Source organism: Aliirhizobium wenxiniae (genome assembly GCF_014201355.1).
GTDB lineage: Bacteria > Pseudomonadota > Alphaproteobacteria > Rhizobiales > Rhizobiaceae > Neorhizobium > Neorhizobium wenxiniae.
In genome coordinates this window covers 1-19,730 of sequence record NZ_JACHEG010000001.1, presented here as the reverse complement: position 1 = coordinate 19,730, position 19,730 = coordinate 1, and the positions used below count along the sequence as shown (strand labels likewise).

Genomic DNA, 19,730 nt, shown 5'->3' with positions numbered 1-19,730 from the left:
ATGGCCTCGATTTCCGCCGCCATCCCTGCCCTGCCCCGTAAATATCATGCGGCCAGCATCTGGGCGCTTTACGTGATCGGCCTCTGTCCGGCCGCTTGGTATTTCTATCAGGCGGCGACGGGCGGGCTTGGCTTTAATCCGGTCAAGGAATTCGAACACCTTATTGGCATATGGGCCTTGCGCCTGATCATCGCGACGCTTGCGATCACGCCATTGCGCGACCTCTTCGGCATCAATTGGGTGCGTTATAGACGGGCGCTCGGGCTGCTCGCCTTCTATTACGTACTGATGCATTTTTCCGTCTATCTACTGCTCGATCTCCAGCTCAATTTTGCGGCGGTCGGCGGCGATATAGCAAGGCGGCCCTATATCACCATCGGGTTTGCAGCACTGCTTTGCCTTATTCCCCTTGCGGTGACATCCAACAACTGGTCGATCAGGAAGATGGGACAAGGCTGGATACGGCTGCACAAGCTGATCTACCTGATCGCGATCGGCGGGGCGATCCATTATGTGCTCGCGGTCAAATCGGTGACGTCCGGACCATTCGCCCATATCGCGCTGATAGGCATTCTGGTCGCCTACCGCCTCATCCGGCGGCCGCTCCTCAACTGGAAGCGTGGGCGACGCCAGCCGGCACAGCTTGCCCGCTGACATCACCGAAAGGTTACAAACTCACACGGAGCGGGTCAAACCACCGTCAACCTTGAGGTTCTGGCCGGTAATGTAGCCCGCGCCTTCGGAGGCCAGGAAAGCGACGGTCGCGGCAATTTCCTCGCTCGTGCCGTAGCGTTTCATTGGCACCCCTTCGCGCCGTTCCTCGGTGGCCGGCAGACTGTCGATCCATCCCGGCAGGACGTTGTTCATCCGCACGTTATCGGCGGCATAGGTATCGGCGAAGATCTTGGTGTAGGAGGCAAGTCCGGCACGGAAGACGGCCGAGGTCGGGAACATGGACGACGGCTCGAAGGCCCAAGCGGTGGAGATATTGACGATGCTGCCGGATTTTTGTGCCTGCATGATGGGTGCCACCAGGCGCACCGGTCGGATGACGTTCATCAGATAGACGTCGAGGCCCGTATGCCACTGCTCATCGGTGATCTCGATGATTTGCGCACGCGGTCCATGGCCGGCGCTATTGACCAGGACATCGATGCGGCCCCAGCTATCCATGACCGTATCGATAAGCCGCTTGAGGTCGTCATTAGACTGATTGGAGCCGGTGATGCCGATGCCGCCGAGTTCCTGCGCCAGCGCCTCGCCCTTGCCGGAAGACGACAGGATCGCTACCTTGAAACCGTCTGCCGCAAGTTTTCTTGCCGAGGCCGCGCCCATGCCGCTGCCGCCCGCCGTTACGATCGCTACCTTTGCTTCCGACATCTCTTCAAGCCTTTCGATACTATTGGATGACAATGGGTAACGCTGCTACGCGCAGAACGCCAGCGCGGTTTCTTGCTTATCAGGAGCGGCTTTTCGCCTTCATCCTTGTGGTATTCAGCACCGCCGCAGTGCGGATCAGCACCATGAAGGCTTGCTCATCAATCGTCTCCCCTTCGCGCAGGTCGATTGCCCGGCGGGCATTGCCTTCGAGGCTGGCGTTGAAAAGCCCGGACGGATCCTCGACAGAAGCACCCTTGGCGAAGGTCAGCTTGACGACCGCCTTATAGGTTTCGCCGGTGCAGATGATGCCGTCCTTTTCCCAGACGGGTACCCCACGCCATTTCCATGTCTCTGCGATATCGGGAACAGCCTTGTGGATGAGGGCCCGGACATGAGCGAGCATCTCTCCGCGCCAGTCGTCGAGCTCCGCTATGCGTTGATCGATCAAAAGGGAGGCATCCTGCGTCCCGCCTTCGGCATCTTCGTCCATGGCATCATCCTAAAGTTTTTCGCCGGGCAGCGCGCTTGCCTGCCTGATCCACGTTTCGAGCTGCGCCTCGGTCCACTCGTCAGTCTCGTGAATATGGAAATAACGCGTCTCGGGTGTTTTAGAATTTTCCGGTGGAACAGGATCCAGCGATGAGCCGCGAAAGAAAGTCAGTTTTACGTATCTTTTGAAGCAGTGAAGACCGAGAAACCAGCCCTGCCCTTCTATCCCGTACAAGGGTGTGTTCCATTTCACCGCCTTGGCGACATTGGGAACGCAATGCTCGACAAGCGCGTCGAGTTTTCGCCCAACCTCGCTTTTCCAGCCAGGCATCGCGGCAATATAGGCCCGAACCGGTTCGTTCCCATAGCCCTTGGCGATCTGGGGATTGCCGCCGGACAGGAGTTTCGGCTCCGTGGGTTTGGGCATGGCTTTGCCGGTCATGATATCGAACTCCTCCATACCCATCAGCTTTTACCATAATAGGGCCCGAGCGCGTGTGGTCCACCATTATCCCCTTGCGCTCCCGGGCCGCTCGTCTTGACAGCGCCCCATTCACAAGTTCCATTCCCGGCGCGAGACGGGGAACACATCAATGACGACGACAGATGCGGTAGCGACTGGGGGGCGACTTTCGGTTCTGGATGTCTATCTCTGCGATCTGCGCCCATGGGGCGAATTACGCGGGCTGACCCGATTCGTGGTCGAATTCCTCTATTTCGGCATCAAGGAAGCACGGGCCTGCCTGTTTGCCGGGCTTTTCTTCGTCTCGATCTTTCTGGTGCCCAAAGCAGGGTTTCTGGGATTGCCGCGCTACGATGTGCTGCTCGTCATCGCGCTTGCGATCCAGTTCTTCATGATCTGGAGCAGACTGGAGACCTGGGATGAGGCGAAGGCCATCGGCCTGTTTCATGTCGTCGGTTTTGCACTGGAAGTGTTTAAGACCTCCGGCAGCATCCAGTCCTGGTCCTATCCGGATTTCGCCTATACCAAAGTTCTCGGCGTACCGCTATTTTCCGGCTTCATGTATGCAGCCGTCGGCAGCTATATCATCCAGGCATGGCGCCTGTTCGACCTGCGCATCACCCATCATCCGAGCTACTGGATGGCGACCCTTGTCGCTCTTGCCATATATGCCAATTTCTTCACTCATCATTTCATCGGGGATTATCGCTGGTATATCGCGGCATGCGCACTCGGACTTTACGCCCGCACTACCGTCACCTTCAAACCCTATGATCGCGTTCGGAAAATGCCGCTCCTCCTCGCCTTTGTGCTGATCGGCTTCTTCATCTGGCTGGCGGAAAACATCTCGACCTTCTTCGGCATCTGGAGCTATCCCAACCAGATCGGAGCCTGGTCCGCCGTGCATATCGGCAAATGGAGTTCCTGGTCGCTGCTGGTGATCATGACCTTCACCATTGTCGCTCATCTGAAACATATAAAGCGGCGCATCCACGTTCCGGAATGAAGCCGATGGCAGACATGCGGAAAGGCCGGTGCCAATGGCTCCGGCCTTTCCTAAATAATCGAATTCGATGGGTGTTCAGAACTGCTTCTTGAACAGAAGCCTGTCCAGCGACAGGTAACCGCCGCCAAAGGCTGCGAAGAGGAAGGCGCCTCCGGTCCAGAAGAGCGAATCCTGCTCGGCCTTTTCCTGAACCTGATGCAGGAACTTTGCGCCTCCATCGGTAAGACGCGCCACGCCGTTCGGCGTGAACAGATCGCCACCAGCCTTCACCGCATCAATGCCTGCCTGCGTCAGAAGCGCGTCGCCATAGGGATGGGCGAAGTGGAACCAGAGGGTGATTGCCAGCATCACGCCGCTTGCCAGCGCGGCTGGCCGCGTGAAAAGTCCGACTGCGATCAGAATACCGCCGACGACCTGGATCAGTGCAAGCACCGGCGACCAGAGCCAGCCGGGATAAAAGCCGAGATTCTCGACGAAACCGACTTGCGCGAGGGGAGCCATCAGCTTCGGCCAGCCTTCCAGAACCAGCATGCCGCCGACGGCCAGGCGAAAGATGCTCCAGGCCATAGGCTGGGCAATCTTCTCGTAAAAGCCGCCAAGGGCGGGAATTATCAAATCTTTACGTTCGTTCTCAAATACGGGTGTGTATGCCATTGTCGTCCCTCACAACCCCACTGGTTGATATGTTCCGACGCTACGCCTTCCTTGCGCTTCATCATTGATTCCGGTCAAGAAAATGCAGCCGCATCTCGATTGCCATGCCCAATCCGATGCCCGCGGCATAGGCGACAATATTCCAGAGCGAGAATACCCGGCCGAGCAGAAGCTTTCCTGCCAGAGTCAGGCGAAATTCGTCGAGAGCCGGGGTCTGGTAAAGTCGGGAGAACTCGACAGAAACGGCTATCGCCAGTGCAATTGCGGCCATGATGGCCACGCGGCGGGACACGATGGCAGCTGCCACCAGCAGAAAAACCATGCAGCCCCAAAGAAGAGAACCGCCATATTTCACGACGCTGAAAGGCAGGCCCAAGTCATAACCAAAACCGCGAAGTGCAAGTCCGGCGACAATAACCGCGCCGACACACAGCAGTCTTTGCAACCGAGCCCTCAGCATCCACCTTCCACCTGTCATGCCATCTCCAGAAATGAAAAAGCCGGGCGTTTCCACCCGGCTTTTCAAATTTGCGATCGAAGATCGAAAATTATGCAGCTTCTGCAGCGTCTGCTTCAGCAGCAGCGCGAGCCTTGTCGGCAGCGCCCTTGGCAGTGACGTCGCGTTCAACGAACTCGATGACTGCGAGCGGAGCGTTGTCGCCCTGACGGTAGCCAGCCTTCATGATACGCAGGTAGCCGCCGTTGCGGGTTGCGTAACGGGAAGCGATGACGTCGAACAGCTTCTTGACAGCGTCCTGGTCCTGAACCTGCGAGATCGCCTGACGACGAGCGTGCAGATCGCCGCGCTTGCCGAGAGTTACGAGCTTCTCGACGATCGGGCGAATTTCCTTCGCCTTCGGCAGGGTGGTTACGATCTGCTCATGGGTGATGAGCGATGCAGCCATGTTGGTGAACATAGCCTTGCGGTGGCTTGCGGTGCGGTTAAGCTTACGGCCGGCTTTTGCGTGGCGCATATCTGGTCTCCTTCACTTGCAGGCATTCGCCTGCAGTATGATTAGTTAGTATTGGTCTTCGTAACGCTTAGCGAGATCTTCGATGTTTTCCGGCGGCCATGCAGGAACTTCCATACCAAGATGGAGGCCCATGGATGCCAGAACTTCCTTGATCTCGTTCAGCGACTTGCGACCAAAGTTAGGAGTGCGGAGCATTTCCGCCTCGGTCTTCTGGATGAGGTCGCCGATATAAACGATGTTGTCGTTCTTCAGGCAGTTGGCCGAACGGACGGAAAGTTCCAGTTCGTCGACCTTCTTGAGGAGCGCCGGGTTGAACGCGAGTTCAGTGACGGATTCCTCTTCCTGTTCCTTCTGCGGCTCGTCGAAGTTGACGAAGACCGACAGCTGGTCCTGAAGAATGCGTGCGGCGAAGGCTACGGCGTCTTCACCCGTGACCGAACCATCGGTTTCGATAGTCATGGTCAGCTTGTCGTAGTCGAGAACCTGGCCTTCGCGGGTGTTTTCCACCTTGTAGGACACTTTCTTGACCGGCGAGTAGAGGCTGTCGACCGGGATAAGGCCGATCGGGGCATCCTCTGCACGGTTACGCTCGGCCGGGACATAACCCTTGCCGTTGTTGACCGTGAATTCCATGCGGATCTCAGCGCCGTCATCCAGCGTGCAGATCACGTGGTCGGGGTTCAGGATCTCGATGTCGCCAACCGTCTGGATATCACCAGCGGTAACGGCACCAGGGCCCTGCTTGCGCACGACCATGCGCTTCGGGTCATCGCCGTCCATCTTGATGGCGATTTCCTTGATGTTGAGCACGATGTCCGTCACATCTTCCCGAACGCCCGGGATAGAGGAGAACTCATGCAGGACGCCGTCGATCTGGACAGCCGTAACGGCTGCACCGCGAAGCGACGACAAAAGCACGCGGCGAAGCGCGTTGCCGAGCGTCAGGCCGAAGCCGCGCTCAAGAGGTTCAGCAACAAGCGTTGCCTTGGTACGACCGGACGAGGTGAACTCCACCTTGTTCGGCTTAATCAGTTCCTGCCAGTTCTTCTGGATCATGACCTATACCTTCCGTTCGTTGCCACCATCCAATCGTGGCAACCGAGCACGAGGAACACCGAAAGTAACCCTCCGGCGATACGGTGAAAGCCGCCTCGGCTCCTGCAGGAGACAAAGCGGCTAACCCCGAGTTCAGATGGCACTCGCTTGAAAAGCGAGCCCCAATACGTCCATTAGACGCGGCGCTTCTTGCGCGGGCGGCAGCCGTTGTGCGGGATCGGCGTGACGTCGCGGATGGAAGTGATCATGAAACCGGCAGCCTGGAGAGCGCGCAGAGCCGATTCACGGCCGGAACCCGGACCGCAAACTTCGACTTCGAGCGACTTCATGCCGTGTTCCTGAGCCTTCTTGGCGCAGTCTTCAGCGGCGATCTGAGCAGCAAACGGGGTCGACTTACGCGAACCCTTGAAGCCCTTTGCACCGGCAGACGACCAGGCAATAGCATTGCCCTGCGCGTCGGTGATGGTGATCATGGTGTTGTTGAAGGTAGAATTGACGTGGGCAACGCCCGACGTGATATTCTTGCGTTCGCGACGACGAACGCGGGTGGCTTCCTTGGCCATTTTATCCCTTTCGTTGATCTCTGCACCGCCGTAGTTCCAGCGGCTCCACCTTGAGAGGCAGTAAGACTTAGGCAGCAGGCAACAGAGCTGATCTCCACTGCCTATTGGCTAACGCCTCTAGATTACTTCTTCTTACCGGCGATTGCCTTAGCCGGACCCTTGCGGGTACGAGCGTTGGTGTGGGTGCGCTGACCGCGGACCGGAAGGCCACGACGGTGACGCAGGCCACGGTAGCAACCGAGGTCCATAAGACGCTTGATGTTCATCGCGGTTTCGCGACGAAGGTCACCTTCGACAGCGTAGTCGCGGTCGATGGTTTCGCGGATCTGAAGGATTTCAGAGTCCGTCAGCTGATGGACGCGCTTTTCAGCCGGAAGACCGACCTTGTCCATGATTTCCTGCGCAAATTTCGGGCCGATCCCGTGAATGTAGGTCAGCGCGATAACAACGCGCTTCGCAGTCGGGATGTTGACGCCAGCGATACGTGCCACGTCTATTCTCCTTCGTTCCGGTTGCCGTCCGGCAAGCGGTACTTCTTCCATGATAGCAGCCTGATCAAGGCCACCAGTTCAACAACACCAAACGAGACAGGTCAAAACGACCAGCCCCGGATATCCTTGCGGAAATCCGCGCCAATCGCTCAAATCTGTCGCGAGTTGGCGCGGTGTTTAACGGAATCAGCGTTGGATTGCAACCGCCGAGCCCGAGATTCTTTAACAGACCTATGACAGCTCAAAGAGCCGACAGTGTCTTTTCGATTTCGGCGGTCACGGCCTTCACGTCAGCCATGCCGTCGATCGTCTTCAACTGACCGGTCGATTCGTAATGAGCCGAGAGCGGAGCAGTCTTTTCACGATATTCGACCAGACGCTTCTTGAAAGCCTCCGGCATATCGTCAGCGCGAACCTTGCCGCCAGCGGCAATGGTTTCGGCCACACGGTTTTCGATTCGGCCCATCAAGGCCCCCTCGTCCACCTTCAGTTCAATGACTGCATCCAGAGGGCAGCCCTTGTCCTGAAGCATCTTTTCCAGCGCGATGGCCTGGGGCACGGTGCGCGGATAGCCATCCAGGATGAAGCCATTCGAACAGTCGTCCAGATCGATACGCTCGGCGACGATGGCATTGACGATATCATCGGACACCAGCTGGCCGGCATCCATGACCGCCTTCGCCTTCAGACCGATCTCGGTTCCTGCTTCCTTGGCGGCACGAAGCATGTCACCCGTGGAAAGCTGCGGAATACCATATTTCTCAGTCAGCAGCTTTGCCTGCGTACCCTTACCGGCGCCGGGTGGCCCCAAGAATATAAGTCTCATCGTCCCCTCTTTCCTCCGCGCAGCTTCGACTTCTTGATCAGACCCTCATACTGCTGCGCAATGAGATGTCCTTGAATCTGTGCGACCGTATCGAGGGTTACACTGACAACAATCAAAAGCGAAGTACCACCAAGGGCTAATGGCACGCCCGTACGGGCGATCAGAAACTCTGGCAGAATGCAGACGAACACGAGGTAGATCGCACCGATAACTGTGATGCGGGTCAGTACATAGTCAATATATTCGGCGGTCCGTTCGCCCGGACGGATGCCCGGAATGAAACCACCGTGTTTCTTCAGGTTGTCGGCCGTATCCTTCGGATTGAAGACGATGGCCGTGTAGAAGAAGGCAAAGAAGGCGATCAGCAGTCCATACAGCAGCATGAACAGCGGCTGGCCATGGCCGAGGGCAGCAATAGCAGCGGTTGCCCATGCAGGCAGGTCGGAATTGCCCGCGAAGCCGGCAGCCGTTGCGGGGAGAAGCAGCAGCGACGAGGCAAAGATCGCCGGAATAACACCGGACGTGTTGAGCTTGAGCGGCAGGTGCGAGGTATCGCCCTGGAACATGCGGTTGCCGACTTGGCGCTTCGGATACTGGATCAGAAGGCGACGCTGGGCACGCTCGACGAAGACGATCAAGGCAATAACGAAGATCGCGACGAGGATGACGGCGAGGATGAGGCCGGTCGACAGAGCGCCGGTACGACCGAGTTCCAGCGTGCCGGCGAGAGCCGTCGGGAGGCCAGCGGCGATACCTGCGAAGATGATCAGCGAAATGCCGTTACCGATACCGCGCGAGGTGATCTGTTCACCCAGCCACATCAGGAACATGGTACCGCCAAGAAGCGTGACCACGGTCGACAGGCGGAAGAACATGCCGGGATCGTTGACGATGCCCTGCCCGCTCTCGAGGCCGGCAGCAATGCCGTAGGCCTGGAGCGTGCCGAGAATCACCGTGCCGTAGCGGGTGTACTGGTTGATGATCTTGCGGCCGGCCTCGCCTTCCTTCTTGAGATTCTCAAGCGAAGGAACAACCGAGGTCATCAGCTGCACGATGATCGACGCGGAGATATACGGCATGATGCCGAGTGCGAAGATCGCCATGCGCTCGACAGCGCCACCGGCAAACATGTTGAAGAGGCCAAGGATACCGCCGGCCTGGCCGCGGAAGGCCTGCGCATAGGCTTCTGGGTTGAGGCCCGGAAGCGGAATATGCGTGCCGAGGCGGTAAACGAGGAGAGCAGCAAGGGTAAACCACAGCCGCTTCTTGAGATCCTCTGCCTTGGCGAAGGTTGAAAAATTGAGATTAGAGGCAAGTTGTTCCGCTGCAGACGCCATGCGTTTCTCCGCCCGATCACTTTCCCCGGGCGCAAAATGCCTGGTCAGGAAAGCAGTCGCAAATTCTGGTTCAAAAAACCGGGCGCGGAGATTGCGGGAGCAATCGGGTGCCTCACCCTGTTTTCATGTGATCGGCGCCCATCGGGGCCGCCAAATCGTGAGGCTCACATATGGACATAAAATCGCCCGGTGTGAAGCTCACACTGGGCGATTTTAAACGTTTTACTCTGCGGCAGTTTCCGCAACGACGAGCAGCTTGATAGAGCCACCAGCCTTTTCGATCTTTTCGACGGCAGCCTTGGAGGCACCGGCAACTTCGATCGTCAGCTTTGCCTTCAGTTCGCCATCGGACAGAACGCGAACGCCGTCCTTTTCGCGACGAATAACGCCGGCAGCCTTGAGAGCTGCTGCATCAACCGTTGCCTTGGCGTCGAGCTTGCCAGCATCGATCGCGGTCTGGATACGGCCAACCGAAACGGTGACGTATTCAGAAGCGAAGATGTTGTTGAAGCCGCGCTTCGGCAGGCGACGGTAGATTGGCATCTGACCGCCTTCGAAGCCGTTGATGGCAACGCCAGAACGAGCCTTCTGCCCCTTGACGCCGCGACCACCGGTCTTGCCCTTGCCGGAACCGATACCGCGACCTACGCGGATACGGTCCTTGGACGAACCTTCGTTGTCCTTGATCTCATTCAGTTTCATGATCAAACCCTCACTTCTCGTCGACGACGCGGACGAGATGCTGGACGGCCCGGATCATGCCACGAACGGAAGGCGTATCTTCCAGCGTGCTTACCCGGTGCATCTTGTTGAGGCCCAGACCAACCAGCGTTGCGCGCTGGATAGCCGGACGGCGAATAGGCGATCCGATCTGTTCGACCGTAACCGTCTTTGCTTCAGTCTTCTTCGTAGCCTTAGCCATGGGTCAGACTCCTCTTATTCTTCCGATGCATTGCCGGAAGCGGCACGGCGAGCCTGAAGCGTGGCGTATTTCAAGCCGCGCTGAGCTGCGATGTCCTTCGGATGCACCTGGTGCTTGAGAGCGTCAAACGTCGCACGGATCATGTTGTACGGGTTCGACGAACCGGTCGACTTTGCAACAACGTCGTGCATGCCGAGGGTTTCGAAAACTGCACGCATCGGGCCACCGGCGATGATACCGGTACCAGCCTTGGCGGAGCGCAGCAGAACCTTGCCGGCGCCGTGACGGCCATGAACGTCATGATGCAGCGTACGGCCGTCGCGTAGCGGTACGAAGATCAGGTCGCGCTTGGCGGACTCGGTTGCCTTGCGGATTGCTTCCGGCACTTCGCGTGCCTTGCCATGACCGAAGCCAACGCGGCCCTTCTGGTCGCCGACGACGACGAGAGCAGCAAAACCGAAACGACGGCCGCCCTTAACGACCTTGGCGACGCGGTTGATCGCGACCAGCTTGTCGACGAATTCGCTATCGCGCTCTTCACGGGCCTGGCGATCTTCGCGCTGGCCCTTTCTTTCCTGTGCCATTGTCCTTGTCCTTTTTCTTTTGCGGGTAGAACGGCAGGTTGCAGATAATCCGGCCCCTATCTTTCGAGAATGGCCGGATGGTGCGGAGAAACCGCATTTCGCCCGGCCTCCCCCTATCAAGGGAAGACCGGGCGAAAATTTATTAGAAGCTCAGACCGCCTTCGCGGGCAGCTTCAGCAAGTGCCTTGATGCGGCCGTGGTAGATGAAGGCGCCGCGATCGAACACGACTTCCTTCACGCCAGCCTTGGAGGCGCGCTCTGCAACCAGCTTGCCGACGGCAGCAGCTGCTGCAACGTCCGCGCCGGTCTTCAGCGACTTGCGCAGGTCGGCGTCGAGCGTGGAAGCGGCTGCAAGCGTGCGGCCGGCCACATCGTCGATGACCTGTACGTAGATGTTCTTGGACGAGCGGTGAACCGACAGACGCGGACGGCCGTTAGCGACCTTCTTGATCTGGCGGCGAACACGGCTCGCACGCTTGGTGAGTGCTTCTTTACGAGTAGCCATTGTTCCGCGTCCTTACTTCTTCTTGCCTTCCTTGCGGACGATCCGTTCCTCGGCGTACTTGACGCCTTTGCCCTTGTAGGGCTCGGGACCACGGTATTCGCGGATTTCCGCGGCAACCTGACCGACCTGCTGCTTGTTGATGCCGGAGACGATGATTTCCGTCGGCTTCGGCACGGCAATGGTGATGCCCTCAGGGGCTTCGTAGACTACGTCGTGGGAGAAACCGAGAGCCAGCTGCAGGTTCTTGCCCTGCATGGCTGCGCGGTAACCAACGCCGTTGATTTCGAGCTTGCGCTCGTAACCGTCCTTAACGCCCTTGAAGATGTTCTCGACCATCGTGCGGGACATGCCCCACTTGGAACGAGCATCCTTGGAATCGTTGACCGGGGTCACCGAAACGGCGTTGTCATTCAGCTCAACCTTGACTTCGTCATTAGCAACGAAGTGAAGTTCGCCCTTCGGGCCCTTCGCGGTGATCTTCTGGCCTTCGACCGAAGCCGTAACGCCTGCAGGAACCGGAACGGGCTTTTTACCGATACGAGACATTTTGTTATCCTGTCTGTCCGTTATGGAGATCCTTGCCCAGTCTTAGAAGACCGAGCAAAGAACCTCGCCGCCTACGTTCTGTTCGCGAGCCTGGTGATCGGCCATCACGCCCTTCGGGGTCGAAAGGATGGTGATGCCGAGGCCGTTCGCGACCTGCGGAATGGACTTAACCGAGACATAAACTCGGCGGCCCGGCTTGGAGACGCGGCCGATCTCACGGATCACGGACGCACCTTCGTAGTACTTCAGTTCGATTTCAATCTCGGACTTGCCGTTGCCGAAATCGGTCTGGGTGTAGCCGCGGATGTAGCCTTCAGCCTGCAGAACATCCAGAACACGAGCGCGCAGGCGCGAAGCCGGCGTCGTGACGGAGTTCTTGCGGCGGGAAGCGCCGTTGCGGATACGGGTGAGCATATCGCCCAAGGGATCAGTCATGGTCATCGAACGATCTCCTTACCAGCTCGACTTAACAATACCCGGCACCTTGCCGAGGTTGCCGAGCTCACGAAGCGCGATACGCGACATCTTGAGCTTGCGATAGAAAGCGCGCGGGCGACCGGTGACTTCGCAACGGTTGCGGATACGCGTCTTCGAGCCATCGCGCGGCAGGGAAGCGAGCTTGATAGTTGCCTTGAACCGTTCTTCGATCGGAAGCTCCTGGTTCATGATGGTTGCCTTCAATGCTGCGCGCTTGGCAGCATGGTCGGCGACCGTCTTGCGGCGGCGCTTGTTCTTTTCAACTGCGCTGGTCTTCGCCATATCGTAGTTCCTTTTTAACGCTCGTCGTTACGGTTACGCACGGAACGGGAAGTTGAACTCTTTCAGAAGAGCCCGTGCTTCGTCGTCGTTCGTAGCCGTCGTGCAAACGATGATGTCCATGCCCCACATCTGATCAACCTTGTCGTAGTTGATTTCCGGGAACACAATGTGCTCCTTGAGGCCCATGGCGAAGTTGCCACGACCATCAAAGGACTTCGGGTTCAGGCCGCGGAAGTCGCGAACGCGCGGAAGCGCGATGTTGACCAGGCGATCCATGAATTCATACATGCGGGCGCCGCGGAGGGTAACCTTCGCGCCGATCGGCATCTGTTCGCGAACCTTGAAGCCTGCAATCGAGTTGCGGGCGCGCGTGATAACCGGCTTCTGGCCAGCGATCGCAGCAAGGTCGGCTGCAGCAACAGTAGGCTTCTTGGAGTCGGCAGTTGCCTCGCCCACGCCCATGTTGATGACAATCTTGTCCATCTTCGGGATCATCATCTCGTTAGCGAACGAGAACTGTTCCTGAAGTGCTGCGCGGATGCGGGTGGTGTATTCGACCTTGAGCCGCGGCTCGTAATTTGCCTCAGCCATCGATGACATCTCCCGTACGCTTGGCTACACGCACCTTCTTACCGTCGACGACAGAGAAGCCAACGCGGGTCGGCTTGCCGTCTTTCGCCACGATCGCGACGTTCGACAGATGGATGGATGCTTCCTTGTTGATGATGCCAGCTTCCTGCGTCTGGGTCTGACGCTGGTGGCGCTTCACCATGTTGATACCGCGGACGACCGCACGGTCTTCCTTCGGCAGAACCTGGAGAACTTCACCGGTACGGCCCTTGTCCTTGCCGGCGAGGATGACGACGTTGTCGCCCTTCTTGATCTTCTGCATGGGTCCCGCTCCTTACAGTACTTCTGGAGCCAGCGAGATGATCTTCATGTGGTTCTTGGCGCGAAGTTCGCGCGGAACCGGTCCGAAGATACGGGTGCCGATCGGCTCTTTCTTGTTGTCGATGAGAACCGCTGCGTTGTTATCGAAGCGGATGACGCTGCCGTCGGCGCGACGGATGTCTTTAGCGGTACGCACAACAACCGCCTTCATCACGTCGCCCTTCTTCACGCGGCCGCGCGGAATAGCTTCCTTGATCGAAACGACGATAATGTCGCCGACCGAAGCGTACTTGCGCTTGGAGCCGCCCAGCACCTTGATGCACATGACACGACGTGCGCCGGAATTATCCGCCACGTCGAGGTTTGTTTGCATCTGAATCATGTCAGGTCGCCTTTTTCTAATGACCGGAACACCACACACCGAAGCGCGTGATGCCGGCTATGAACAGATTTTCAGTGTGCGCGGGATGGGTCTTGCCAAGGTGGTTTCCCTGAAAGGGACCTTCCGTGCGCTCAAAGCAAAAGAACGCCCGTTTCCGAGCGTTCTACGCCAGTGGCGTGCTTCATACAGGATTCTCCGCCAGACGCAATAGCCTGACGGAAATTCCTGGTCTTCTTAAGCCTGGGCGGCAATTACCGTCCAGCGCTTGTCCTTGGAGATCGGTGCGCATTCCTCGATGGAAACGACATCACCAACCTTGTACTGGTTGTTTTCGTCATGGGCCTTGTACTTCTTGGACCGGCGAACGGTCTTCTGAAGCAGAGGGTGAGCGAAGCGGCGCTCGACGCGGACAACAACGGTCTTTTCGTTCTTGTCGGAAACGACAACGCCCTGCAGAATGCGTTTTGGCATATTATTCTTCCTTAGGCCTTGGCTTCTGCCGCCTTCTGGCGGGCAATGGTTTTCACGCGAGCGATGTCCTTGCGAACTTCAGTGATGCGCGAGGACTTCTCGAGCTGGCCGGTGGCCTTCTGGAAGCGCAGGTTGAACTGCTCCTTCTTGAGCTCGGCGAGCTTGTCCTTGAGCTGGTCGGCGCTGAGGCCGCGTACGTCTTCGGCTTTCATCGTGCCTTCTCCTTACTCTGCGATGCGCTGAACGAAGCGCGTCGTGACCGAGAGCTTGGCAGAACCGAGGCGAAGTGCCTCGCGCGCGATTTCTTCCGAAACGCCGTCGATCTCGAACATGATACGACCAGGCTTGACCTTGCAAGCCCAGTATTCAACCGAACCCTTACCCTTACCCATACGAACTTCGGTGGGCTTTGCAGTAACCGGGACGTCAGGGAAGACGCGGATCCATACTCGACCCGCGCGCTTCATGTAACGCGTAATCGCGCGGCGAGCCGCTTCGATTTCGCGGGCGTTCACGCGGTTCGGTTCCTGAGCCTTCAGGCCGAATTCGCCGAATGCCAGATCAAAACCGCCCTTGGCCACACCCTTGATGCGACCCTTGAACTGTTTGCGGTACTTGGTACGCTTTGGCTGCAACATTTTATTACTTCTCCGAGCTTATCTTTCGCCAGCGATAATCAAGCGTTTTCGCGTTCGCGGCGACGATCGCCACGATCACGGTCGCGGCTTGCCGGACCCTGCGCATCGCCTTCCAGCGCGCGACGTTCGGAAGCCATCGGATCGTGCTCAAGGATTTCGCCCTTGAAGATCCAGACCTTGATGCCGCAAATACCGAATGCGGTTTCGGCTTCAGCCGTACCGTAGTCGATGTCTGCACGCAGCGTGTGAAGCGGAACGCGGCCTTCGCGGTACCATTCGGTACGAGCGATTTCCGCGCCACCCAGACGGCCGGCGCAGGTGATCTTGATGCCTTCGGCGCCAAGACGCATTGCGGACTGAACAGCGCGCTTCATCGCACGGCGGAAAGCCACGCGGCGTTCGAGCTGCTGAGCGATCGACTGTGCAACCAGCGTCGCGTCAACTTCCGGCTTACGAACTTCAACGATATTGAGGTGCGTTTCGGAGGAAGTCATTTCGGAAAGCTTCTTGCGGAGCTTTTCGATGTCTGCACCCTTCTTGCCGATGATCAGACCCGGGCGAGCCGAGTGGATCGTGACGCGGCACTTCTTGTGCGGACGTTCGATGACGACCTTGGCGATACCGGCCTGCTTCAGTTCCTGCATGAGGTATGCACGGATCTTCAGGTCTTCGTGGAGCAGCTGGCCGTATTCCGAGTTATCGGCGAACCAACGGCTGTCCCAGGTGCGGTTAATGCCGAGGCGGAAACCGATCGGATTAATTTTCTGGCCCATTATGCGGCCTCCCCTTTTTCCTCGACTTCGCGAACGACGATCGTCAGATGCGCGAACGGCTTTTCAATGCGCGATGCGCGGCCGCGACCACGAGCGTGGAAACGCTTCATGGTGATCGACTTGCCGACGTAAGCTTCCGCTACGATCAGGCTGTCGACGTCGAGGTCATGGTTGTTTTCAGCGTTGGCGATAGCAGACTCGAGGGTCTTCTTCACCGTGCCGGAGATGCGCTTGCGCGAGAACTCGAGTTCTGCGAGAGCGCGCTCTACCTTCTTGCCGCGGATCATGGCGGCAACCAGGTTCAGCTTCTGCGGGCTGACGCGAAGCGTACGGGCAACTGCCTGTGCTTCATTTTCCTTCAGCCGGCGTTCGGTCTTTGCCTTGGCCATGATTACTTCCTCTTCGCTTTCTTGTCCGCGCCGTGACCGTAATAGGTCCGGGTGGGAGCGAATTCACCGAACTTGTGACCGACCATGTCTTCGTTGACATTAACCGGGATGTGCTTCGAGCCATTGTAGACGCCGAAGGTGAGACCGACGAACTGCGGCAGGATAGTGGAGCGACGGCTCCACATCTTGATCACTTCGTTGCGGCCGCCTTCACGTACCTTCTCAGCCTTGGCGAGAAGATAGCCGTCAACAAACGGACCTTTCCATACTGAACGAGCCATTGAACGACTTCCTCTCTTACTTCTTCACGTGGCGCGAGCGCATGATGAACTTGTCCGTGGACTTGTTCGAACGTGTGCGCTTGCCCTTGGTGGGCTTGCCCCAAGGCGAGACCGGATGACGGCCGCCCGAGGTACGACCTTCACCACCGCCGTGCGGGTGGTCGACCGGGTTCATGACAACGCCGCGGTTATGCGGACGCTTGCCACGCCATACGGTGCGACCGGCCTTGCCATCATTGATGTTGCCGTGATCCGGGTTGGATACAGCGCCAATCGAGGCGAGGCAGGAACCCGGGACGAGACGCTGCTCGCCAGAGTTCAGACGAAGGATCGCCATGCCGCTATCACGACCGACGAGCTGTACGTAGGTGCCAGCCGAACGAGCGATCTGGCCACCCTTGCCCGGCTTCATCTCGACGTTATGAACGATCGAGCCAACCGGAATGTACTGCAGCGGCATGGTGTTGCCGGGCTTGACGTCGACAGCCTTGTCGGAAGCGATGACCTTGTCGCCGGCAGCAAGGCGCTGCGGAGCGATGATGTAGGCCTGTTCGCCGTCCGTATAGGTTACGAGCGCGATGAATGCAGAGCGGTTCGGGTCGTATTCCAGACGCTCAACCGTGCCTTCAACGTCGAACTTGCGACGCTTGAAGTCGACCAGGCGGTAGGTACGCTTGTGACCGCCGCCGATGAAGCGGGCGGTGATACGGCCGTTGTTGTTACGGCCGCCGCTCTTGGAGAGACCCTCGGTGAGCGCCTTGACCGGCTTGCCCTTCCACAGGCCCGAACGGTCGACGATGACCAGCTGACGCTGGCTCGGGGTCGTCGGATTGTAGCTTTTCAATGCCATTGTTTCTTACCTCAAAGACCGGTGGAGACGTCGATCGTCTGACCTTCGGCCAGGGTGACGATAGCCTTCTTGACGTCCTTCTGCTTACCGATGAAGCCGCGGAAGCGCTTCGTCTTGCCCAAACGGACCAGCGTATTGACGGCAGTGACCTTCACACCGAAGAGAGCTTCTACGGCAGCCTTGATTTCAGGCTTCGAAGCAGTCTTGGCAACGTTGAAGACAACCTGGTTCTGTTCAGACAGAAGGGTCGACTTTTCGGTGATCGAGGGAGATACGATCACATCATAGTGGCGAATGTCGGTCACTTGAAACGCTCCTCGAGGGCTTCAACCGCAGCCTTGGAAAGCACGAGCTTGCCGCGACGCAGGATGTCGTAAACATTGATGCCCTGAACCGGCAGAACATCGATGTTCGGGATGTTCTGGGCTGCGAGCTTAAAGTTGCTGTCCAGCTCGGCGCCACCGATAACCAGAGCATTGGTCAGGCCGAGCGACGCGAACGTGCCGACGAGAGCCTTGGTCTTTGCTTCGGTCGCAACCAGATCGTCGATAACGATCAGATCTTCAGACTTCAGCTTGGCGGAAAGAGCATGACGCAGGGCCAGAGCGCGAACCTTCTTCGGCAGATCGAAGGCGTGGCTACGGGAAACCGGGCCATGAGCCTTACCACCACCGCGGAACTGCGGAGCGCGAGCCGAATGGTGACGAGCGCGGCCCGTACCCTTCTGCTTGTACATCTTCGAACCGGTGCGAGAAACTTCGCCACGGGTCAGTGTCTGATGCGTGCCCTGCTGCTTCTTTGCAAGCTGGTAACGGACCATACGAGCGAGGATGTCCTCGCGGGGATCGAGGCCGAAGATCGCATCCGACAGGGAAACCTTGCCAGCGTCTTTGCCTTCGAGGGTCTTGACGTTGAATTCCATGATACTGGCTCCCTTACTTCGCAACCGACTTGACGGCGTCGCGAACTTCGATCCAGGCGCCCTTGGAGCCGGGGACGGCACCCTTGACGAGGATCAGGCCGCGGCCTTCATCGGTGGACACGACTTCGAGGTTCTGGGTGGTGACGCGCGTCTGGCCCATGTGACCAGCCATGCGCTTGCCCTTCCAGACCTTGCCCGGATCCTGGTTGTTACCAGTCGAACCGTGCGAACGGTGCGATACGGATACACCGTGGGTCGCACGCAGACCGCCGAAGTTGTGGCGCTTCATGGCGCCGGCGAAGCCCTTACCGATCGAAGTACCCGTCACGTCGACCAGCTGACCGGCCGAGAAGTGATCAGCCTTCAGCTCAGTGCCGACTTCGATCATGTTGTCTTCAGAAACGCGAAACTCTACGAGCTTCGACTTCGGCTCGACGTTTGCAGCAGCAAAGTTGCCACGCATCGCCTTGGAGGTGTTCTTCACCTTGGCAACGCCTGCACCGAGCTGAACAGCAACATAGCCATTCTTCTCTACGGTGCGGTGTGCAACGACCTGGCAGCTGTCGAGACGCAATACGGTTACCGGGATATGCTCACCAGCGTCGTTATAGACGCGGGTCATCCCAATCTTCTGTGCAATTACACCTGAACGCATCGGTTCAATCCTTCCAACTCAGCTCTGATTTCTCAGAGCTTGATCTCAACATCGACGCCGGCGGCGAGGTCGAGCTTCATCAGCGCGTCCACCGTCTGCGGTGTCGGGTCAACGATATCGAGAAGGCGCTTATGCGTGCGCATCTCGAACTGCTCGCGGCTCTTTTTGTCGACGTGGGGGGACCGGTTAACCGTAAACTTCTCGATGCGGGTCGGAAGCGGAACGGGGCCCCGGACACTTGCTCCGGTGCGCTTCGCCGTCGACACGATCTCGCGCGTAGAAGCGTCGAGAATACGGTGATCGAATGCCTTAAGGCGAATGCGGATATTTTGGCCGTTCATTCGACGTTATCCTTGTTTTCTGTTCTCCCGATACCAAACGTGATGGCACGGGTTGTTCGTTTACCTAAGGCGGATCACCGGTTTCAAAGATCGAAGAGGACACCGCTTCCAGCAGGCATCCCATTCCAGTCTTCAGGCCCGAAGGCCCACCTTAAATTCTGGGCAATTCCCTGCATCCGCCATAGCGAAGCAGGCGCAAATTACGCTTGCGCGCCATTTGCTATGTTTTTGTGTCATAAGCAAGTCGCAAACCGCCACTTGCTTAAAAAAAATTGAAGCGGGCGGTATCAGAGGATACCGCCCTGCCCTAATCGATTACTCGATGATCGAAGCGACGATGCCGGCGCCGACGGTACGGCCGCCTTCGCGGATAGCGAAGCGCAGCTTTTCTTCCATCGCGATCGGAACGATCAGTTCAACAGCAACCGTGACGTTGTCGCCAGGCATAACCATTTCCGTGCCTTCCGGCAGAGAAACGATACCGGTAACGTCCGTCGTGCGGAAGTAGAACTGCGGACGGTAGTTGGTGAAGAACGGAGTATGACGGCCGCCTTCTTCCTTCGTCAGGATGTAGGCTTCAGC

The 19,730-nt window shown here is 58.0% G+C and carries 35 protein-coding genes; 2 read left to right on the top strand and 33 right to left on the bottom strand.

Going from position 1 to position 19,730, the window contains the following annotated elements:
* Complete coding sequence (msrQ, locus tag HNQ72_RS00175; protein WP_183989044.1) at nt 1–654, top strand: protein-methionine-sulfoxide reductase heme-binding subunit MsrQ; 654 nt, start codon at nt 1–3, stop codon at nt 652–654.
* A gap of 21 nt (nt 655–675) precedes the next feature.
* On the opposite strand, the gene HNQ72_RS00170 is transcribed toward msrQ, so the two are convergent.
* The 3 genes from HNQ72_RS00170 to HNQ72_RS00160 form a co-directional block, all read right to left on the bottom strand.
* The gene (locus tag HNQ72_RS00170; RefSeq protein WP_183989043.1) at nt 676–1,380 is read right to left on the bottom strand and encodes an SDR family oxidoreductase; all 705 of its coding nucleotides are present in this window, start codon (nt 1,378–1,380) and stop codon (nt 676–678) included.
* Between the two features lie 79 nt (nt 1,381–1,459).
* Nucleotides 1,460–1,870 (bottom strand): DUF1801 domain-containing protein, encoded by a 411-nt coding sequence (locus tag HNQ72_RS00165; protein WP_183989042.1) that lies wholly within the window; start codon nt 1,868–1,870, stop codon nt 1,460–1,462.
* Nucleotides 1,871–1,879: 9 nt separating this feature from the next.
* Nucleotides 1,880–2,335: a DUF1801 domain-containing protein gene (locus HNQ72_RS00160; protein ID WP_183989041.1), complete on the bottom strand. Its 456-nt coding sequence runs from the start codon at nt 2,333–2,335 to the stop codon at nt 1,880–1,882.
* Between the two features lie 127 nt (nt 2,336–2,462).
* Here HNQ72_RS00160 and HNQ72_RS00155 point away from each other — a divergent pair, with 127 nt between their 5' ends.
* A complete protein-coding gene (locus HNQ72_RS00155) occupies nt 2,463–3,338 on the top strand; it encodes a DUF817 domain-containing protein (protein WP_183989040.1) in 876 nt (291 codons plus the stop codon).
* A gap of 75 nt (nt 3,339–3,413) precedes the next feature.
* Here the strand turns inward: HNQ72_RS00155 and HNQ72_RS00150 are convergent, their stop codons facing one another.
* The 30 genes from HNQ72_RS00150 to HNQ72_RS00005 form a co-directional block, all read right to left on the bottom strand.
* On the bottom strand, nt 3,414–3,992 hold the full coding sequence (locus HNQ72_RS00150) for a DoxX family protein (RefSeq protein ID WP_183989039.1): 579 nt from the start codon (nt 3,990–3,992) through the stop codon (nt 3,414–3,416).
* 61 nt (nt 3,993–4,053) lie between these two features.
* Nucleotides 4,054–4,470, bottom strand: a complete 417-nt coding sequence (locus HNQ72_RS00145; protein ID WP_183991169.1) for a ribosomal maturation YjgA family protein — start codon at nt 4,468–4,470, stop codon at nt 4,054–4,056.
* A 70-nt stretch (nt 4,471–4,540) separates the two neighbouring features.
* On the bottom strand, nt 4,541–4,966 hold the full coding sequence (gene rplQ / locus HNQ72_RS00140) for a 50S ribosomal protein L17 (RefSeq protein ID WP_183989038.1): 426 nt from the start codon (nt 4,964–4,966) through the stop codon (nt 4,541–4,543).
* A gap of 45 nt (nt 4,967–5,011) precedes the next feature.
* On the bottom strand, nt 5,012–6,022 hold the full coding sequence (locus HNQ72_RS00135) for a DNA-directed RNA polymerase subunit alpha (protein WP_112510977.1): 1,011 nt from the start codon (nt 6,020–6,022) through the stop codon (nt 5,012–5,014).
* 173 nt (nt 6,023–6,195) lie between these two features.
* Nucleotides 6,196–6,585, bottom strand: a complete 390-nt coding sequence (gene rpsK, locus HNQ72_RS00130) for a 30S ribosomal protein S11 (RefSeq protein WP_007766864.1) — start codon at nt 6,583–6,585, stop codon at nt 6,196–6,198.
* Between the two features lie 122 nt (nt 6,586–6,707).
* Nucleotides 6,708–7,076 (bottom strand): 30S ribosomal protein S13, encoded by a 369-nt coding sequence (rpsM, locus tag HNQ72_RS00125; RefSeq protein ID WP_093000503.1) that lies wholly within the window; start codon nt 7,074–7,076, stop codon nt 6,708–6,710.
* Nucleotides 7,077–7,317: 241 nt separating this feature from the next.
* Entirely contained in the window at nt 7,318–7,902 is a 585-nt protein-coding gene (locus HNQ72_RS00120; RefSeq protein ID WP_139672176.1) for an adenylate kinase, read from the bottom strand.
* Nucleotides 7,899–9,239 (bottom strand): preprotein translocase subunit SecY, encoded by a 1,341-nt coding sequence (gene secY / locus HNQ72_RS00115; protein ID WP_183989037.1) that lies wholly within the window; start codon nt 9,237–9,239, stop codon nt 7,899–7,901. The genes HNQ72_RS00120 and secY overlap by 4 nt, the downstream gene beginning before the upstream one ends.
* Before the next feature lie 222 nt (nt 9,240–9,461).
* On the bottom strand, nt 9,462–9,941 hold the full coding sequence (rplO, locus tag HNQ72_RS00110; protein WP_148145286.1) for a 50S ribosomal protein L15: 480 nt from the start codon (nt 9,939–9,941) through the stop codon (nt 9,462–9,464).
* A gap of 10 nt (nt 9,942–9,951) precedes the next feature.
* A complete protein-coding gene (gene rpmD, locus HNQ72_RS00105) occupies nt 9,952–10,161 on the bottom strand; it encodes a 50S ribosomal protein L30 (protein WP_112510983.1) in 210 nt (69 codons plus the stop codon).
* A gap of 14 nt (nt 10,162–10,175) precedes the next feature.
* A complete protein-coding gene (rpsE, locus tag HNQ72_RS00100) occupies nt 10,176–10,745 on the bottom strand; it encodes a 30S ribosomal protein S5 (RefSeq protein WP_183989036.1) in 570 nt (189 codons plus the stop codon).
* 142 nt (nt 10,746–10,887) lie between these two features.
* Complete coding sequence (gene rplR / locus HNQ72_RS00095; RefSeq protein ID WP_112510987.1) at nt 10,888–11,250, bottom strand: 50S ribosomal protein L18; 363 nt, start codon at nt 11,248–11,250, stop codon at nt 10,888–10,890.
* A gap of 12 nt (nt 11,251–11,262) precedes the next feature.
* Nucleotides 11,263–11,796 (bottom strand): 50S ribosomal protein L6, encoded by a 534-nt coding sequence (gene rplF, locus HNQ72_RS00090; protein ID WP_148145288.1) that lies wholly within the window; start codon nt 11,794–11,796, stop codon nt 11,263–11,265.
* A gap of 42 nt (nt 11,797–11,838) precedes the next feature.
* The gene (gene rpsH / locus HNQ72_RS00085) at nt 11,839–12,237 is read right to left on the bottom strand and encodes a 30S ribosomal protein S8 (RefSeq protein ID WP_112510991.1); all 399 of its coding nucleotides are present in this window, start codon (nt 12,235–12,237) and stop codon (nt 11,839–11,841) included.
* 12 nt (nt 12,238–12,249) lie between these two features.
* Nucleotides 12,250–12,555: a 30S ribosomal protein S14 gene (gene rpsN / locus HNQ72_RS00080; RefSeq protein ID WP_112454897.1), complete on the bottom strand. Its 306-nt coding sequence runs from the start codon at nt 12,553–12,555 to the stop codon at nt 12,250–12,252.
* Between the two features lie 33 nt (nt 12,556–12,588).
* The gene (rplE, locus tag HNQ72_RS00075) at nt 12,589–13,146 is read right to left on the bottom strand and encodes a 50S ribosomal protein L5 (protein WP_112510993.1); all 558 of its coding nucleotides are present in this window, start codon (nt 13,144–13,146) and stop codon (nt 12,589–12,591) included.
* Nucleotides 13,139–13,447: a 50S ribosomal protein L24 gene (gene rplX / locus HNQ72_RS00070; RefSeq protein WP_112510995.1), complete on the bottom strand. Its 309-nt coding sequence runs from the start codon at nt 13,445–13,447 to the stop codon at nt 13,139–13,141. The genes rplE and rplX overlap by 8 nt, the downstream gene beginning before the upstream one ends.
* Nucleotides 13,448–13,459: 12 nt before the next feature.
* Entirely contained in the window at nt 13,460–13,828 is a 369-nt protein-coding gene (rplN, locus tag HNQ72_RS00065; protein ID WP_003495199.1) for a 50S ribosomal protein L14, read from the bottom strand.
* Nucleotides 13,829–14,062: 234 nt separating this feature from the next.
* A complete protein-coding gene (gene rpsQ, locus HNQ72_RS00060; RefSeq protein ID WP_046792687.1) occupies nt 14,063–14,299 on the bottom strand; it encodes a 30S ribosomal protein S17 in 237 nt (78 codons plus the stop codon).
* 11 nt (nt 14,300–14,310) lie between these two features.
* The gene (rpmC, locus tag HNQ72_RS00055) at nt 14,311–14,511 is read right to left on the bottom strand and encodes a 50S ribosomal protein L29 (protein WP_148145290.1); all 201 of its coding nucleotides are present in this window, start codon (nt 14,509–14,511) and stop codon (nt 14,311–14,313) included.
* A 12-nt stretch (nt 14,512–14,523) separates the two neighbouring features.
* Nucleotides 14,524–14,937 carry a 50S ribosomal protein L16 gene (gene rplP / locus HNQ72_RS00050; RefSeq protein WP_093000489.1) on the bottom strand — a complete coding sequence of 138 codons (414 nt, stop codon included), beginning with the start codon at nt 14,935–14,937 and terminating at the stop codon, nt 14,524–14,526.
* Between the two features lie 38 nt (nt 14,938–14,975).
* Nucleotides 14,976–15,710, bottom strand: coding sequence for a 30S ribosomal protein S3 (gene rpsC / locus HNQ72_RS00045; RefSeq protein ID WP_148145291.1), 735 nt, complete (start codon nt 15,708–15,710; stop codon nt 14,976–14,978).
* Nucleotides 15,710–16,099 (bottom strand): 50S ribosomal protein L22, encoded by a 390-nt coding sequence (gene rplV, locus HNQ72_RS00040; protein WP_183989035.1) that lies wholly within the window; start codon nt 16,097–16,099, stop codon nt 15,710–15,712. The genes rpsC and rplV overlap by 1 nt, the downstream gene beginning before the upstream one ends.
* 2 nt (nt 16,100–16,101) lie before the next feature.
* Nucleotides 16,102–16,380 carry a 30S ribosomal protein S19 gene (gene rpsS / locus HNQ72_RS00035; RefSeq protein ID WP_112454903.1) on the bottom strand — a complete coding sequence of 93 codons (279 nt, stop codon included), beginning with the start codon at nt 16,378–16,380 and terminating at the stop codon, nt 16,102–16,104.
* A gap of 16 nt (nt 16,381–16,396) precedes the next feature.
* Entirely contained in the window at nt 16,397–17,230 is an 834-nt protein-coding gene (gene rplB / locus HNQ72_RS00030; RefSeq protein ID WP_148145292.1) for a 50S ribosomal protein L2, read from the bottom strand.
* Nucleotides 17,231–17,241: 11 nt separating this feature from the next.
* Nucleotides 17,242–17,535 (bottom strand): 50S ribosomal protein L23, encoded by a 294-nt coding sequence (locus HNQ72_RS00025; protein WP_148145293.1) that lies wholly within the window; start codon nt 17,533–17,535, stop codon nt 17,242–17,244.
* Nucleotides 17,532–18,152 carry a 50S ribosomal protein L4 gene (gene rplD, locus HNQ72_RS00020; RefSeq protein WP_148145294.1) on the bottom strand — a complete coding sequence of 207 codons (621 nt, stop codon included), beginning with the start codon at nt 18,150–18,152 and terminating at the stop codon, nt 17,532–17,534. The genes HNQ72_RS00025 and rplD overlap by 4 nt, the downstream gene beginning before the upstream one ends.
* Before the next feature lie 13 nt (nt 18,153–18,165).
* The gene (rplC, locus tag HNQ72_RS00015; RefSeq protein ID WP_183989034.1) at nt 18,166–18,807 is read right to left on the bottom strand and encodes a 50S ribosomal protein L3; all 642 of its coding nucleotides are present in this window, start codon (nt 18,805–18,807) and stop codon (nt 18,166–18,168) included.
* A 32-nt stretch (nt 18,808–18,839) separates the two neighbouring features.
* On the bottom strand, nt 18,840–19,148 hold the full coding sequence (gene rpsJ / locus HNQ72_RS00010; protein WP_003507767.1) for a 30S ribosomal protein S10: 309 nt from the start codon (nt 19,146–19,148) through the stop codon (nt 18,840–18,842).
* Between the two features lie 315 nt (nt 19,149–19,463).
* The coding region (locus HNQ72_RS00005; protein ID WP_455423531.1) for an EF-Tu C-terminal domain-related protein at nt 19,464–19,730 on the bottom strand (267 nt) is incomplete at its 5' end.